Here is a 14,707-nt window from a genome sequence, read left to right as displayed (position 1 = left end):
CTCGATCCGGTCACCCGGGCGGTGACACCGGTGGGTGCGACGCGACGGGTCGGTCCCCGGCGTACGTTCGAGGCGTGACGTACGTCGTCTGCGCCGCCTTCGACCCGGACCTCGACGCCCGGGTCCTGGCGCTGCAGCAGGCGCTGCGCGACGCCGGCGTCCACGTCGCGCCACCCCGCCACCGCCCGCACCTGACGCTGGCCGGGTCGGCGAGGCCGCTGGACGAACTCCTCGACGCCGTCCGGCAGACCCCCGTCGCCGCGCAGGGCGTCCACCTCGACGAGGCCGGGGAGTTCCGGCGCGGCGCGGTGCTGTGGGCCGGGACCGACGACGCCGCCCTGTCCGACTGGCACCGCAACGTGCTGCAGGACGTGCCGAACGAGTTCCCGAACGCCGGCCCCGGGCAGTGGCGCGCGCACTGCACCCTGGCCCGGCGCGTGCCGCAGCAACTGCGCACGACGGCCCTGGACGTCGTCCGGGCGGCCCTGCCGCTCACCGGGCGCATCGAGGCGCTGGCGGTGGTCCAGGTCGGGGGCAGCGGGGACCTGGCCCTGCACCGGCTCCCGTCACCGCACCGGTGAGGGCACGTCCTACCCTCCTGCCCAGAGATCACCGACGACCCCTCGAGGAGCACCGATGAGCACCCTGGCCACCCTGCTGAGCGGCCTGACGGCCGGTGTCGTCGAGGTCGTCGACCTCACCGCGCCGCTGAGCCCGCAGACGCCGGTGCTGCAGCTCCCCGCGCCCTTCGCCAACACCATCCCCCTGAGCCTGGAGACCGTCAGCGACTTCGACGACGACGGACCGGCCTGGGGCTGGAACAACCTGCACACCGGCGAGCACACCGGAACCCACCTCGACGCCCCCGTGCACTGGATCACCGGCCGCGACGGGCTCTCGGTGGACCGCATCCCGCCGTCCCGGCTCGTGGGGCCGGTCGTGGTGCTGGACGGGACGGCCCAGGTCGCGGCGGACCCGGACTTCCTGCTGGAACCGGAGCACCTGGAGGCCTGGGTCGCCGAGTCCGGCCCGATCCCCGACGGGGCCTGGTTGCTGTTCCGCACCGGCTGGAGTTCCCGCGGAGGATCGCAGGAGACGTTCCTCAACGCCGACGAGCAGGGCCCGCACACGCCGGGCGTCTCGGTCGCCGCGGCGCGCTGGCTGGCCGGGTCCCCCGTCTCCGGTTTCGGCGTCGAGACCGTCGGCATCGACGCCGGCGGCGCCGGTGCCTTCGACCCGCCGTTCCCCGCCCACCACTTCCTGCTGGGTGCCGACAAGTACGGGCTGACCCAGTTGCAGAACCTCGACCGGCTGCCCACCACGGGCGCCGTGATCGTCGTGTCGCCGCTGCCCGTCGTGGGCGGGACCGGCAGCCCCGCGCGCGTCTTCGCGTTCGTCGAGAAGGGCTGAAGCGTGGCGGGAACGGTGGCCGAACTGGTCGGGCGCACCCTCGCCGACCTCGGCCTGGCGCACGTCTTCGGCGTCGTCGGCAGCGGGAACTTCGCCCTCACCAACGCCCTGGTCGCCGCCGGTGTCCCGTTCACCGCCGCCCGGCACGAGGGCGGCGCGGCCACCATGGCCGACGCCTTCGCCCGCACCAGCGGCCGGCTCGCGGCGGTCACGACCCACCAGGGGTGTGGGCTGACCAACGCCCTCACCGGGATCGGGGAAGCCGCCAAGAGCCGCACTCCCCTGCTGGTCCTGACCGCCGACACCGCCGGCGCCGCGGTCCGGTCGAACTTCCGCATCGACACCGACGTCCTGGTCCGCAGCGTGGGGGCCGTGGCCGAACGCGTCCACTCCGCCGGCAGCGCCGTCGCCGACGTGACCCGCGCCGTGCGCACCGCCGTCCACGAACGGCGGACGGTCGTGCTCAGCCTCCCGCTCGACGTGCAGGCGCAACCCGTTGCGGCACGACCCGCGGTACCCCTCCACCCCCCGGCGCCCGTCCGCCCGGGGCGGGAGGCGGTCGCCGCCCTGGCCGACCTGCTGCAGACGGCCCGCCGCCCGGTGTTCGTCGCCGGCCGCGGCGCACGCCAGGCGGGGACGGAACTGATCGCACTGGCCGGGCACTGCGGCGCCCTGCTGGCCACCTCCGCGGTGGCCAACGGCCTGTTCGAGGGGAAGGAGTTCTCGCTGGGCATCTCGGGCGGGTTCTCCTCCCCGGTGGCGGCGGACCTCGTGCGGGGTGCCGACCTCGTCGTCGGGTGGGGCTGCACGCTGAACATGTGGACGATGCGCCACGGCACGCTGATCGGCGAGGGCACCCGGGTCGTGCAGGTCGACCTCGAGGACGCGGCGCTCGGCGCGAACCGGCCGGTCGACCTCGGCGTGCTGGGGGACGTCGCCGCCACCGCGACCGACGTGCTGGCCGTGCTGCGCGAGCGTTCCCCGTTGCCCGTGCCGGGGTACCGCTCCCGCGAGGTCGCCGACCGCCTCACCACCGTCCGCTGGCCCGACGTCGACACCCCGGACCTGTCCACCGCGGACCGCATCGACCCCCGCGTCCTGAGCCGGGAACTCGACCGTCGGCTGCCGCGGGAGCGGACGGTCGCGGTGGACTCCGGGAACTTCATGGGCTACCCCGCCGCCTACCTGGCCGTCCCGGACGTGCAGGGCTTCTGCTTCACCCAGGCGTTCCAGGCCGTCGGGCTGGGGCTGGCCACGGCGATCGGGGCGGCGCTGGCGCGACCCGACCGGCTGCCCGTGCTCGGCGTCGGCGACGGCGGGTTCCTCATGGCCGCCAGTGAGCTGGAGACCCTGGTGCGGCTGCGGATCGGCATGCTGGTCGTCTGCTACGACGACGCGGCCTACGGCGCCGAGGTGCACCACTTCGGTCCGGGCGGGGCCGACCTGTCCACCGTCACCTTCCCCGACGTCGACCTGGCCGCGGTCGGCCGCGGGTACGGGGCGCAGGGAGCGGTCGTGCGCTCGGTGGCGGACCTGGCGGCCGTGGACGAGTGGCTGGCCGGTCCCCGGGAGCTGCCGTTCGTGCTCGACGCGAAGATCGCCGACGACGGCGGGTCGTGGTGGCTGGCGGAGGCGTTCAAGGGGCACTGAGCATTGTTAAATCTGGTTTACGTCCATTGACGAGGTTGAACACCGTCCCTACCGTCGACGCATGTTGAGCTCCCCCGCGCGCGCCCAGGCGCGCTTCGACGCCGCGGCCTTCCGCGCCGACTTCCCCGCGCTGGAGTCCTTCAGCCACCTCGCCAGCTGCAGCCAGGGCGCGATCTCGGGTCAGCTCGAGACCTCGCTCGGCCGGCTCACCGCGGGCCTGCACCACGCGGCCGCCCCGTGGGGTGAGTGGATGCAGGAGTGGGAGCGCCTGCGCCGGCGCTTCGCGGCGTTCATCCACGCCGACCCCGACGAGATCGCCATCCTGCCCTCGGCCTCGGCCGGGGCCTACCAGGTGGCCAGCAGCTTCGACTGGAGCACCGGGCGGCCGGGCGTGCTGACCTCGGACCTGGAGTTCCCCTCCGTCGGGCACGTCCTGCGCGCGCAGGGCGCCCACGGCGCCGACGTCCGCTCCGTCGGCGACCGGCACGCGGCGCTCGACGCGCAGACCTGGACCTCCCGGCTCGACGAGACCGTGCGGCTGGTCTCGATCCCCCTGGTCAGCTACCACGACGGGGCGATGGCCCCGCTCGCCGAGGTCACGACCGCCGCGCACGCCGTGGGCGCCCAGGTGCTCGTCGACGCCTACCAGGGGATGGGCGTCGTGCCGATCGACGTGCGTGAACTGGACTGCGACTACCTCGTGGCCGGGACGCTGAAGTACATGCTCGGTCTGGCCGGGGTGGCCTTCCTGTACGTGCGCGGCGGGCTGACGTCCGAGCGCTCCCCCGAGATGACCGGGTGGTTCGGGCGGACGAACCCCTTCGCGTTCGACCCGGCACTGGTCGACTACCCGAGTTCCGCGAGCCGGTTCGAGGGGGGAACCCCGTCGGTCCCGTCCGTCTACGCCGCCCACGCCGGCCTGGACCTGCTCGAGGGCGTCGACCAGCAGGCCGGCTGGGCGCACGTCCGGGAACTGCGCGACGGTTTCATCCAGGCTCTGCGCGCCAAGGGTTTCGAGGTCAGCGCCTCCGACGACGAGGCGCGCCGCGGGCCGCAGGTCAGCATCGTCGTCGACGACCCGGACGAGCTGGCGCTGCAGCTGCACGAACGTGGCGTCATGACCGCCCCGCGCGGCCGCCTGCTGCGGATGTCGCTGCACTACTACACCGTCGAGGCCGACCTGCAGCGCGCGCTCGACGCCCTCGTCGAGATCACCGGGGCCCAGCGGTGAGCGAGCAGGTCGAACTGCGACCGCCGACCCAGGCGCGACCGGCGACCGACCGGTTGGGGTTCCGCGGCGGGGTTCTGGGCGCCCTGGTGGCCCCGGCCGTGTTCCTCGTCGGTGTCGTGGCCTACTTCGTGGTGTTCGGCGTCTTCGACATGAACGCCCTCACCGCTTCCGGCGCCGTCGGGATCCTGCTCGCCGGTCTGCTGTCGAGGAACTACAGCCGGTTCTGGGCGGCCGTCGTCGACGGGGTCGCCTCGAAGACGTCGGTGCTGCTCCTGCTCGTCCTGCTCATGGTCAGCCTGGTCTCCGCCCTCATCGGCCAGGCCGGGGTGTCCGACGGCTTCGTCTGGCTGGCCACGTCGCTCGGCGTGTCCGGCGGCGGCTTCACGCTGGCCGCGTTCCTCATCGCCTGCGCCATCGCGGTCTCGACCGGAACCTCCATCGGCACCCTGTTCACGGTGTTCCCGATCCTGTACCCGGCCGGGGCCGTCCTCGGCGCCGACCCGGCGCTCATGGCCGGGGCGATCCTGTCCGGGGCGCTGTTCGGCGACAACCTGGCCCCGATCTCGGACTCGACCATCGTGTCGGCCTCGACCCAGCGGTACCGGCGGATCGCGGGCAGCGCCGACATCGGCGGGGTCGTGAAGGCCCGCGCCAAGTACGCGCTGGTCGCCGCCGCGATCGCCGGCGTCCTGTTCCTGGTCGTGGGCTCCGCACGGGCCACCGACGTCCAGGGATCGACGGGCACCACCGGCTCACCGCTCAGCCTGCTGATGCTCGTGCCGATCGCGCTGCTGCTGGTCACGGCCGTCGTGAAGCGGGACATCTTCCTGGCCACCACCGTGGGGCTGGTCTCCGGGCTCGTCGTCGCGCTGGCCTCCGGGCTGATCGCCCCGGCCGACATCATCAACACCACCGACGACGGCAACGCCGGGGGCCTGCTGGTGACGGGCATCGCGGACACCCTGCCGCTGATCGGCGTCGGCATCGTGGTCTTCGGGATCATCGGCGTGCTGACCGACGCCGGGATCTTCGACATGATCGTCGACGGCATCGCCAAGGCGCCGTTCAGCCGCACCCCGGTCGGGGCCGAACTCAGCATCGGCGCCGGCGCCGTCGTCACCGCGACCGTCTTCGCCGGGGTCAACGGCCCGTCGATGATGATGTTCGGCCCGGTGGCCGACCGGATCGGCGCCCGCGCCGGGCTGCACCCCTACCGCCGGGCGAACGTCATGGACTGCTTCACCCTGGGCCTGGGTTCGATCGTTCCCGTGGTGAGCTCGTTCCTGCTCATCGCCGCGCTGCTGACCCAGGGCGGGCGAGCACCGGAAGTGACGGCGCTGCAGGTCTTCCCGGCGACCTTCTACCCGCTGGTGCTGACCGTCGTGGCCCTCGTGGCCGTGCTCACCGGCTGGGGCCGGCGGTTCGAGGGCGAGGGCGGCGCCCCCGTCAGGACCCGTCCGGAAGGGCTCAGTAGCTCGGTGGCGTGACCGCCACGATGAACCGGGTCGGCTGCTCGGTCTCGTTGACGAGACGGTGCGGCAGACGGCTGTCGAAGTAGCAGCTGTCCCCCTCCTCGAGCCGGTGGAACTCCCCGTCCACCTCCACGAGCAGCCGGCCCTGCACCACCGTGACGCACTCGTGGGCGGGGTGGCTCCACGGTTCCTCGTGGGAAACCCCACCCGGGCGCAGTTCCCCCCGCAGGACCTCCAGCTGCCCGTAGGGGACGGACAGCCTCGCGTAGGAAGTGTCCCCGTTCGGCGAGGTGATCGTCACCTGCTTGCCCGCCCGCGTCACCGCCACCGGCGAGACCCTCGGTGCGGCCTCGAACAGGTCGAACAACGGGACGTCGAGCGCCCTGGCGAACTGGCGCAGCGTGGCCAGGCTGGGATCGGCCAGCCCGCGTTCGACCTGGCTCACCATCGCCGCCGAAACCCCGGCGGCCGTGGCCAGCTGGGCGATGGTCAGGCCCTGGGCGACCCGGACCTCCCGGATGCGGAACCCGTCCACGCACCTGCTCCGCTCGTCGTTCCCACCGTGCTGCCGTTCCCGCAGTCCGGCCATCCTACGGCCGGCCTCCCGGCGTTCCCAGCGGCGGGAAGCGCCCCTAGGCTCGCGCGTCGTGGAGATCGCGATGGCGCTCGTGGCGCTGACGGTCGGGGTGTGCGCGGTGGCCGCGGCCTGCGACCGGTTCGGGTGGCCGACACCGCTCGTCCTCGTCGTGGTGGGGGCGCTCGTCGCCCTCGTCCCCGGCGTGCCGCAGTTCACCCTCGGCCCCGAACTGGTCCTCAACGGGCTGCTCCCCCCGCTGCTGTACGCCGCGACGCGCAGCACGTCCCTGGTCGACCTGACCCGCAACAAGACGGCGACGCTGCTGCTGTCGGTCGTCCTGGTCGTGTTCACGACGCTGGTCGTCGGGTGGACGACGTCGTGGCTGCTGCCCGGGGTGGCGCTGGCCGCGTGCATGGCGCTCGGCGCCGTCGTCGCCCCGCCGGACGCGGTGGCCGCCACCGCCATCGGCCGCCGGCTGGGGCTGCCCCGCCGGGTCGCGACGATGCTGGAGGAGGAGAGCCTGCTCAACGACGCCGCCGCCCTCATCGCCCTGGCGGCCGCGACGTCGGCCCTGACGACCGAGTTGTCGTTGCCGCACATCGGCGTCGAGTTCCTGCTGGCCGTGGCCGGGGCGCTGCTGATCGGTGGGCTGGTCACCGTCGTCCTGGCGGTGGTCCGCACCCGGATCCGCAACCCCGTGCTGGACACCGCCGTCTCCTTCGTCGCGCCCTACCTGGCGTTCCTGCCGGCCGAGGCGCTGCACGTGTCGGGCGTCCTGGCCGTCGTCGTCACCGGACTGGCGATGGCGCACCTGTCGCCGCGCGTGCAGACGGCCGCCTCCCGGGTGGCCGAGACCGTGAACTGGCGGACGGTGGCGTTCCTGCTGGAGAACGCCGTGTTCCTGCTCATCGGCCTGCAGTTCCCCCAGCTGCTGCGCGGGGCGGCCGCCAGCGGGTTCAGCGGCGGCCGGGTCCTGCTGGTGTGCGTCGGGGTGCTCGTGGCGACCATCGTGGCCCGGTTCGTGTTCGTGTTCGCCGCGGCCGGGGTGTTCCACGCCGTCCCGCCGCTGCGCCCGCGGGCGTGGTCGTTCGGCGTCTCCCTCCTGCTGTCGTGGGCGGGGATGCGCGGCGTGGTGACGCTGGCGGCCGCGCAGCTGCTGCCGCAGGACGTGCCCGGCCGCGACGTCCTGCTGCTGGCGGCGTTCACGGTCGTCGTGGGGACCCTGCTGGTGCAGGGGTTGTCGTTGCCAGCCGTGGTGCGGGCCCTGCGGTTGCCGGGGCCGGACCCGGCGCAGGACGCCCTGCAGGCCGCCGCCCTCGGCGACGCGGCCAACGGCGCGGGGCTGCGGCGGCTGGACGAGCTGCTCACCGGCGACGAGCCCCCGCACGTGGTGCTGCAGCTGCGCGGCCGGTCCAAGGCGCGTTCGCACGCCGCCTGGGAACGGCTGGGCCGGCCGCTGTCGGACGTCATGACCCCCTCGGTGCTGTACTCCCGGCTGCGGTCGGAGATGCTGGCGGCCGAGCGGTCCGTCGTCGTGCGGGCCCGCGACCGCGGCACCGCCGAGCCCGAGGTGCTGCAGCGGGCGCTGGCCGACATCGACGTGGAGGAGTCGCTGCTGGACCGGCTCGACGACCTCGACCCGCTGCCCGGCGACCGCGGCCTCGCCCCCACCCCGGGCAGCGCCTGCGCGCACCTGCGCACGGCCGGCACCCGGGAGGAGGCCACCGCCCGCTGGGGCGAACCGCCCGTCGTGTGCGCGGACTGCGTCGCCGTGGGGGCGCAGTGGGTGCACCTGCGGACCTGCCTGGCCTGCGGGTACACCGGCTGCTGCGACTCCTCCGAACTGCGGCACGCCCGTGCCCACTTCGGCGAGGCCGCCCACCCGGCGATCGTCAGCGCCGAACCCGGTGAGGCGTGGCGCTGGTGCTGGGTGGACGAGGAGCTGGGCTGAGACGCCGGCCTGACAAGCTCAGCCGGTGCACCTCTACGCCGACCTGCCCGCCCGCCGCGCCCGCCAGCTCGCCGCCGACGCGGTGTGGCTGGTGCTCGTCGTGCTCGCCGTCCTCACGGGCCGGGCCGTGCACGGGACGGTCGCCTCGGCGGCCGGACCGGCGCAGCGCTTCGCCGACGGGTCGACCTCCCTGGCGCAGCGGCTGGCCGACGCCGGGGACGCCGTGGCCGGGACACCGCTGGTCGGCGACGAGGTGGCCGACGTCCTGGACCGCTCGGCCGACAGCGCGGCGTCGCTGGCGCAGGCCGCGGCCGGGCAGCGGGACTCGCTGCTGGACCTGGCCACGACCCTCGGCGTGCTGGTGGCGCTGCTGCCGATCCTGCTCGTGAGCGCCGTGCGGCTGGCCCAGCGGCTGCGGTGGGCGGCCCGGGTGCGCGACGCCCACCGGCTGACCGCGACACCGGCCGGCGACCGGGTGCTGGCGCTGCGGGCGCTGCAGCGGCGGGACGCGCGGCGGTTGTTCGCCGTCAGCGCCGACCCGGCGGGGGCGTGGCGGGACGGGGACGAGGACGCCGTGCGGGCGCTGGCCGACGTGGAGCTCACCGCGCTGGGCGTGCGGCGTCGATCAGCCGATCCCCTCCCGTGACTCCCGCGGCCCTACCGGGGCACGGGTCGCGGCGACGTCCCTCCCGTCCTCGGCGATCGAGGATCCGACTCGGGGCCAACGACTGGTGGATCCTTGATCGCTGTGGGTGCGGGTCAGCCGGTGCCGACATGCTCGTTCTCCGGTCGCACTCCGGGGTCAGCACCCCGGTCGTCCACCTGCGGATCACTGCAGGGCCGACGTCAGCCGCGCCACGTTCTCCTTGATGACGTCCCAGCGCGGCCGGGCCAGCCACTGCTCCAGGGTGAGCTCGGTGCACCGGGCCCGGTACTCGTCCTCGACCCGGCGCAGGTCGTCGGAGAACTCCCGCCCACACACCATGAGGGTGAGTTCGAGGTCGAGCAGGAACGAGCGCATGTCCATGTTCGAGGAACCGATGACGGCGACCTCCTCGTCGACGGTCATGTGCTTGGCGTGCAGCACGTACGGCGCCGGGTAGCGGTGGATGCGCACCCCGGCGCGCAGCAGGTCCTCGTAGTAGGAGCACTCGGCGTAGTGCACGAAGAACTGGTCGCCGTACTCGGAGACGAACAGTTCGACGTCGACCCCGCGTTCGGCGGCCGTCGTGATCGCCGACAGCATCGACTCGTCGGGCACGAAGTACGGGCTGGTGATCGAGATGCGCCGCTGGGCGGAGTACAGCAGCGCGTTGAACAGCTTGAGGTTGTTCTCCCCGTCGAACCCCGGACCGCTGGGGACGACCTGGCACTCCAGCCGGCCGGGGGAACCGACCGGGGACACCTCGGGGCGCTCGTTCTGCAGCAGTTCGTCGGTCTCGGAGTACCAGTCGGTGATGAACATGGCTTCGACCCCGGACACCACGGGGCCCTCCAGCCGGACCATGAGGTCCTGCCACTGCAGCCCGCGCTTGACGTTGCCGCGCTTGTTGTAGCTGCGGTCCAGCACGTTCTGCGACCCGACCCAGGCGACGTCGCCGTCCACGACGAGGAGCTTGCGGTGGTTGCGCAGGTCCGGCCGCTGGTACTTCAGCTTGTGCAGCTGCACCGGCAGCATCGGGTGCCACTCGATCCCGACCCCGTCGAGGAACCGGACGGTGCGGCGGTAGCCGGGGTAGCGCAGCGACCCGAGGTGGTCCAGCAGCACGCGGACCTTGACCCCGCGTTCGACGGCGCGTTGGAGGGCGGTGAAGAACGGCTCGCTCGTGGCGTCCTTGGTCATGATGTAGAACTCGACATGGACGTACTCGCGGGCGTCGTCGATCGAACGGGCCATCGCCCGGATCGCCTCGTCGTACTCGCCGACCAGGTGCGCGGAGTTCCCGCCGACCAGCGGCATGGACCCCAGGTTCCGGTTCAGCTCGACGATCCCGGCCAGCCACGACGGCCACGGGTGGTCGTTGGAGACCAGGTCCATGCCCTTGGTGGAGTCGAGGATGAGCTGGTTGATCTCACGCTGCTTGCGCCGGCGCGAGCGCGGCAGCTTCGGGTTGCCGATGAGCAGGAACGCGACGACCCCGACGTAGGGGATGAAGAAGATCGTCAGCAACCAGGCCAGGGCCGAACTGGGCCGGCGGTTGACCGGCACGACGGCGATGGCGGTCAGGCGCACGACGAGGTCGACCAGCAGCAGCACCACCGCCGAGGCCGTGACGGAGGGGGCCCAGTCGGGCAGCCAGTCCATCAGATCTCGATGGTGCCGCGCGGCGTCTCGAACGTGACCGACCGCAGTCCCGTGGCGCGGGGGCTGCCCACCACGTCGATCCACGTGAAGTCGACCTCGACGGTGCTGAACTCCGGCGGAAGGCCCAGCCAGTTGCGCACCCGGTCGCGCTGCCCGGCGATGGTCAGTCCCGCCAGCCGCGTCCCCCCGGCCAGCGAGAGGGAGGACGGGTGCTGGGTGGCCGGCCCGTCCCACTCGATGAGCAGCGGCAGCTGGGGTTCGGTGTGCAGCGCGGGCACGCCGATCTGCCGCCAGCGCAGTTCGACGCCGTCCGGCCGGCGGCGGACGCCCTCCTCGGCCGGTTCGCCCAGCCGGGCGGCGTAGCCCGCCAGGTCGTCGACGGTCACCGCCCAGGCGAACCAGCCGCCACCGGCCTCGGTGTGCTGGCGCACGGCGCGTCCGTACAGGGCCTTGTCGGCGACGGGGTGGTCGAGGACCTCGACGACCTCGACGTAGCTGCCCCGCGACAGCGGGAGGACGACGTTGCGGGTCCCGAAGCGCGGGTGCGGGCCGCCGTCGACCACGCGCACGCCGAGTCGCGCCGCCAGGGACCGGGCGGTCTCCTGCAGGCCCTCCGGCCCCGCGGCGAAGCCCACGTGGTCGACGCGCATGCCGGTCAGCTTCTCAGGCCCGTTCCCGGTCGAGTGCGCGGGGTTCGGCCGGGGCGGGTCCGGGCAGGTCGCCGGCCAGGCGCAGCACGTCGGCCACGTCGAAGGCCCGCGGCCCCAGCCCTCGTCGCACCGAGGCGTCGGCGAGCACCTGCAACGCCTCGTTGACCGGCGTCGGGACCCCGTGCAGCCGGCCCAGGTGGACGATCTCGCCGTTGAGCCAGTCGGTCTCGACGGAACCGCCGCGGTGCAGGCTCTGCCAGCTGGAGGACCCCAGCCGCTCGGCGCCGGCGACGGCCTCGGCGTGGAACCCCAGCTCGGCCAGCTGCGGCAGGGCCTGCTCGCGGCCCAGCGGCGGGGTTCCGGCGGCGGCCAGCACCGCGGCACCCTCCTCCCGGGCCTGGCGGCGCAGGTCGTCCCAGCCCTGCCCCGGCCGGCAGACCGCGTCGACGGCGTTGCCGGTGTTGTCCAGCAGCTTGCCGCGCTTGGCGGCCATGACGTCGTCGCTGACGGTCGTCGCGAAGCCCGCGTCGGCCAGGTCGGCCGCGATCTGCTCGACCAGCCCGTCCCGCCCGCGGGGGTAGCGGCCCAGGACGAACCCGCCGGAGACGGGGGTGCCCTCGGAGATGACGACCCCGGGTTCGAGGTGGCTGGCGGGCAGGTAGACGCAGACCCCGACGACCCGGCGGAACCAGCGCAGGGCCAGCCGTTCGCCCTCCACCCCGTTCTGGGCGCACACGATCGGCAGGACCTGCCCGGCGGTGGAGTCGCCGACCGGTGCTGCCGCCCAGTCGGCGAGCACCCCGGCGGCGTCCTGCACCTTGACGGCCAGCACGAGGACGTCGTCGGGAGTCAGGACGACGTCGGCCGGGGAGTTGGCGACCGGGGCGTGCAGCTCCACCGGCCCGGTCGGGGTCAGCAGCCGCAAGCCCTTGCGTCGCAGCCGGTCCGCATGGGCGCCACGGGCGACGAGGACGACCTCGTGACCGTGCTGGCCCAGGCGCCCCCCGATGGTCCCGCCGATGGCCCCTGCCCCGATGACGACGTAGCGCACCCCGGCAGTCAAGCACCGGGGCCCGGCCCCGTCGCCCCGGCCCCCGGGGTGTTCGGCCGGACGGGTCCCCGGCTCCCCTCCTGGGCCGGGACCGACAGCGCCGTCCCGGCCGCGCTCGGCGCCGCCGGGCGGGGAAGCGGGGCGGAGGAAGCGGCGGGGGCGGTCGGGGGTCGCGAGTGCACAGGGCGCCCTCGAGGGCCGGCCCGTGGACAGCCCCTGCGCCGGGCGGGCCGTGTCCGGGGGCGGTGGCAGCATCGTCGCCATGCCCACCCAGGTCAGCCCCGGATCCACGGTCCAGTCCGATCCCGCCGTGCTGCGCGCCGAGGCCGAGGAGGTCCTGCGCCGACTCGTCGGGAACGCCGGCGCGAGCCTGCGCGAGGACCAGTGGACGGCCGTCGAGGCGCTCGTGGCGCACCGCCGCCGGGCGCTGGTCGTCCAGCGCACGGGCTGGGGCAAGTCCGCGGTGTACTTCGTGGCCACGGCGCTGCTGCGTGCGCGCGGGGCCGGGCCGACGGTCATCGTCTCCCCGCTGCTGGCGCTGATGCGCAACCAGATCGCGGCCGCCGAGCGGGCCGGGGTGCGCGCGGTGACGGTGAACTCCACCAACGCCGAGGACTGGGGCCGGGTCTACGACGAGGTGCGGGCCGGCGCGGTCGACGTGCTGCTGGTCTCCCCCGAACGGCTGAACAACCCCGGCTTCCGGGACGAGGTCCTGCCCCAGCTGGCCGCGACGACGGGTCTGCTCGTCGTGGACGAGGCGCACTGCGTGTCCGACTGGGGCCACGACTTCCGCCCGGACTACCGCCGGATCCGGACGCTGCTGGCCGACCTGCCCGACGGCATCCCCGTGCTGGCCACCACGGCGACGGCCAACGCGCGGGTGACGGCCGACGTCGCCGAGCAGCTGTCCGTCACGGGCACCCGGACGCTGGAGGACGTCCTGGTGCTGCGGGGTTCGCTGGACCGCGAGTCGCTGCGCCTGGCCGTGGTGCGGATGCCCTCGCACGCCCACCGGCTGGCCTGGCTGGTGCAGCACCTGCCGGAACTGCCCGGGTCAGGGATCGTCTACGTCCTCACGGTCTCGGCCGCGGCCGACGTCACGACCCACCTGCGGGCGCACGGGATCGAGGCCGTCGCCTACACGGGGCAGACGGAGGCCGCCGAACGGCTGCAGGCCGAGGACGACCTGGTCAACGACCGCGTCAAGGTGCTCGTCGCGACGAGCGCCCTGGGCATGGGTTTCGACAAGCCCGACCTGGGTTTCGTCGTGCACCTGGGCGCGCCGAGTTCCCCGATCGCCTACTACCAGCAGGTGGGGCGCGCCGGCCGCGGCATCGACAACGCCGAGGTGGTGCTGCTGCCCGGGGCGGAGGACCGGGACATCTGGCGCTACTTCGCCTCCATCGGGTTCCCCGCCGAGGAGGACGTGCGGCTGGCGCTGAGCGTGCTGGGTGATGCGGGTGAGCCGATGTCGACGCAAGCGCTGGAGAGTCGGGTCACCCTGCGGCGCAACCGGTTGGAGATGATGCTCAAGGTCCTCGACGTGGACGGCGCGGTCCGCCGGGTGCGCGGCGGGTGGCAGGCGACGGGTCAGGAGTGGGCCTACGACGCCGAGCGGTACGCGCGGGTGAGCCAGACCCGTGAGGTCGAGCAGCAGGCGATGGTCGACTACGTCGCGACGACGGGGTGCCGGCTGGAGTTCCTGCGCCGCGCCCTGGACGACCCCGACGCCGCGCCGTGCGGGCGCTGCGACAACTGCGGGGGTTTCGAGGTGGCGCGCGACGTCGACGAGGTGGCGGTCTCCCAGGCCGGCGCCGACCTGGACCGGCCGGGGGTTCCGCTGGAACCGAAGAAGATGTGGCCCTCGGGGATGAAGTCGCTGGGCGTGCCGGTCTCGGGACGCATCGCACCGGCCGAGCAGCCCGCGACGGGACGTGCGGTGGCCCGCGTCACCGACCTGGGCTGGGGCAACGCCGTCCGCGAGTTGTTCGCCCCGGGAGTTCCCGACGGCGAGACGCCGGTGCCGCTGCGGCACGCCGCCGCGGCGGTCCTGGACGACTGGGCCCGCGACCTCGGGCTCGACGGGATCGTCGCGATGTGCTCGGCGTCCCACCCGCAGCTGGTCGCGCACCTGGCCGGTGGCCTCGCGAAGTACACCGGGTTGCCGCTGCTGACGACGTTCCGGTTGCTCGAGGACACCCCGACGCGGACGGACGTGAACTCCGCGCACCGGCTGGCCCAGGTCGCCCGCCGGTTCGACCTGCCCGAACCCGAGGTGGTCGCGGGACGCAAGGTCCTGCTCGTCGACGACCGGACCCGCAGCGGGTGGACCCTGACGGTCGCGGCGCGGCAGTTGCGCCGCGCCGGAGCGGACTCGGTGCACCCCTTCGTGCTGGCCGAGGGTGAGTAG

General features: G+C 73.9%; 12 protein-coding genes. 8 read left to right on the top strand and 4 right to left on the bottom strand.

Annotation, left to right across the window (positions count from 1 at the left end):
* Positions 1–74: 74 nt before the first annotated feature.
* From ACRYR2_RS15615 to ACRYR2_RS15595, 5 genes are all read left to right on the top strand, one after another.
* Positions 75–581: a 2'-5' RNA ligase family protein gene (locus ACRYR2_RS15615; RefSeq protein WP_432563803.1), complete on the top strand. Its 507-nt coding sequence runs from the start codon at positions 75–77 to the stop codon at positions 579–581.
* A 55-nt stretch (positions 582–636) separates the two neighbouring features.
* Positions 637–1,410: a cyclase family protein gene (locus ACRYR2_RS15610; RefSeq protein WP_432563802.1), complete on the top strand. Its 774-nt coding sequence runs from the start codon at positions 637–639 to the stop codon at positions 1,408–1,410.
* 3 nt (positions 1,411–1,413) lie between these two features.
* Positions 1,414–3,060 carry a thiamine pyrophosphate-binding protein gene (locus ACRYR2_RS15605; RefSeq protein ID WP_432563801.1) on the top strand — a complete coding sequence of 549 codons (1,647 nt, stop codon included), beginning with the start codon at positions 1,414–1,416 and terminating at the stop codon, positions 3,058–3,060.
* 61 nt (positions 3,061–3,121) lie between these two features.
* Positions 3,122–4,291 carry an aminotransferase class V-fold PLP-dependent enzyme gene (locus ACRYR2_RS15600; RefSeq protein ID WP_432563800.1) on the top strand — a complete coding sequence of 390 codons (1,170 nt, stop codon included), beginning with the start codon at positions 3,122–3,124 and terminating at the stop codon, positions 4,289–4,291.
* Positions 4,288–5,778 (top strand): Na+/H+ antiporter NhaC family protein, encoded by a 1,491-nt coding sequence (locus ACRYR2_RS15595; RefSeq protein WP_432563799.1) that lies wholly within the window; start codon positions 4,288–4,290, stop codon positions 5,776–5,778. The genes ACRYR2_RS15600 and ACRYR2_RS15595 overlap by 4 nt, the downstream gene beginning before the upstream one ends.
* Here the strand turns inward: ACRYR2_RS15595 and ACRYR2_RS15590 are convergent.
* Positions 5,759–6,298 (bottom strand): helix-turn-helix domain-containing protein, encoded by a 540-nt coding sequence (locus tag ACRYR2_RS15590; RefSeq protein ID WP_432563798.1) that lies wholly within the window; start codon positions 6,296–6,298, stop codon positions 5,759–5,761. The two genes, ACRYR2_RS15595 and ACRYR2_RS15590, sit on opposite strands and share 20 nt — an antisense overlap.
* Positions 6,299–6,410: 112 nt before the next feature.
* On the opposite strand from ACRYR2_RS15590, the gene ACRYR2_RS15585 reads away from it, so the two are divergent.
* Positions 6,411–8,291, top strand: coding sequence for a cation:proton antiporter domain-containing protein (locus tag ACRYR2_RS15585; RefSeq protein ID WP_432563797.1), 1,881 nt, complete (start codon positions 6,411–6,413; stop codon positions 8,289–8,291).
* 25 nt (positions 8,292–8,316) lie between these two features.
* A complete protein-coding gene (locus ACRYR2_RS15580; protein ID WP_432563796.1) occupies positions 8,317–8,937 on the top strand; it encodes a hypothetical protein in 621 nt (206 codons plus the stop codon).
* 183 nt (positions 8,938–9,120) lie between these two features.
* Here ACRYR2_RS15580 and cls read toward each other — a convergent pair whose 3' ends face one another.
* Genes cls through ACRYR2_RS15565 form a run of 3 tightly spaced genes read right to left on the bottom strand, consistent with a single transcriptional unit; the run spans position 9,121 to position 12,297 of the window.
* A complete protein-coding gene (cls, locus tag ACRYR2_RS15575; RefSeq protein ID WP_432563795.1) occupies positions 9,121–10,596 on the bottom strand; it encodes a cardiolipin synthase in 1,476 nt (491 codons plus the stop codon).
* The gene (locus ACRYR2_RS15570; protein WP_432563794.1) at positions 10,596–11,246 is read right to left on the bottom strand and encodes a VOC family protein; all 651 of its coding nucleotides are present in this window, start codon (positions 11,244–11,246) and stop codon (positions 10,596–10,598) included. Before ACRYR2_RS15570 ends, cls begins: the two co-directional genes overlap by 1 nt.
* Before the next feature lie 13 nt (positions 11,247–11,259).
* The gene (locus tag ACRYR2_RS15565; protein ID WP_432563793.1) at positions 11,260–12,297 is read right to left on the bottom strand and encodes a ketopantoate reductase family protein; all 1,038 of its coding nucleotides are present in this window, start codon (positions 12,295–12,297) and stop codon (positions 11,260–11,262) included.
* A gap of 262 nt (positions 12,298–12,559) precedes the next feature.
* Between ACRYR2_RS15565 and ACRYR2_RS15560 the strand changes: the two genes are divergently transcribed.
* Positions 12,560–14,707, top strand: a complete 2,148-nt coding sequence (locus ACRYR2_RS15560; protein WP_432563792.1) for a RecQ family ATP-dependent DNA helicase — start codon at positions 12,560–12,562, stop codon at positions 14,705–14,707.

It is taken from the genome of Kineococcus deserti, from assembly GCF_050871945.1.
In the GTDB taxonomy this organism is placed as follows: Bacteria; Actinomycetota; Actinomycetes; order Actinomycetales; family Kineococcaceae; genus Kineococcus.
This window is presented reverse-complemented; position numbering and strand designations above follow the sequence as displayed.

Coding starts and splice junctions, on each gene's coding strand:
- cls (WP_432563795.1), bottom strand. CDS start 10,596: ATGGACTGGCTGCCCGACTGGGCCCCCTCCGTCACGGCCTCGGCGGTG.
- ACRYR2_RS15570 (WP_432563794.1), bottom strand. CDS start 11,246: ATGCGCGTCGACCACGTGGGCTTCGCCGCGGGGCCGGAGGGCCTGCAG.
- ACRYR2_RS15610 (WP_432563802.1), top strand. CDS start 637: ATGAGCACCCTGGCCACCCTGCTGAGCGGCCTGACGGCCGGTGTCGTC.
- ACRYR2_RS15560 (WP_432563792.1), top strand. CDS start 12,560: ATGCCCACCCAGGTCAGCCCCGGATCCACGGTCCAGTCCGATCCCGCC.
- ACRYR2_RS15600 (WP_432563800.1), top strand. CDS start 3,122: ATGTTGAGCTCCCCCGCGCGCGCCCAGGCGCGCTTCGACGCCGCGGCC.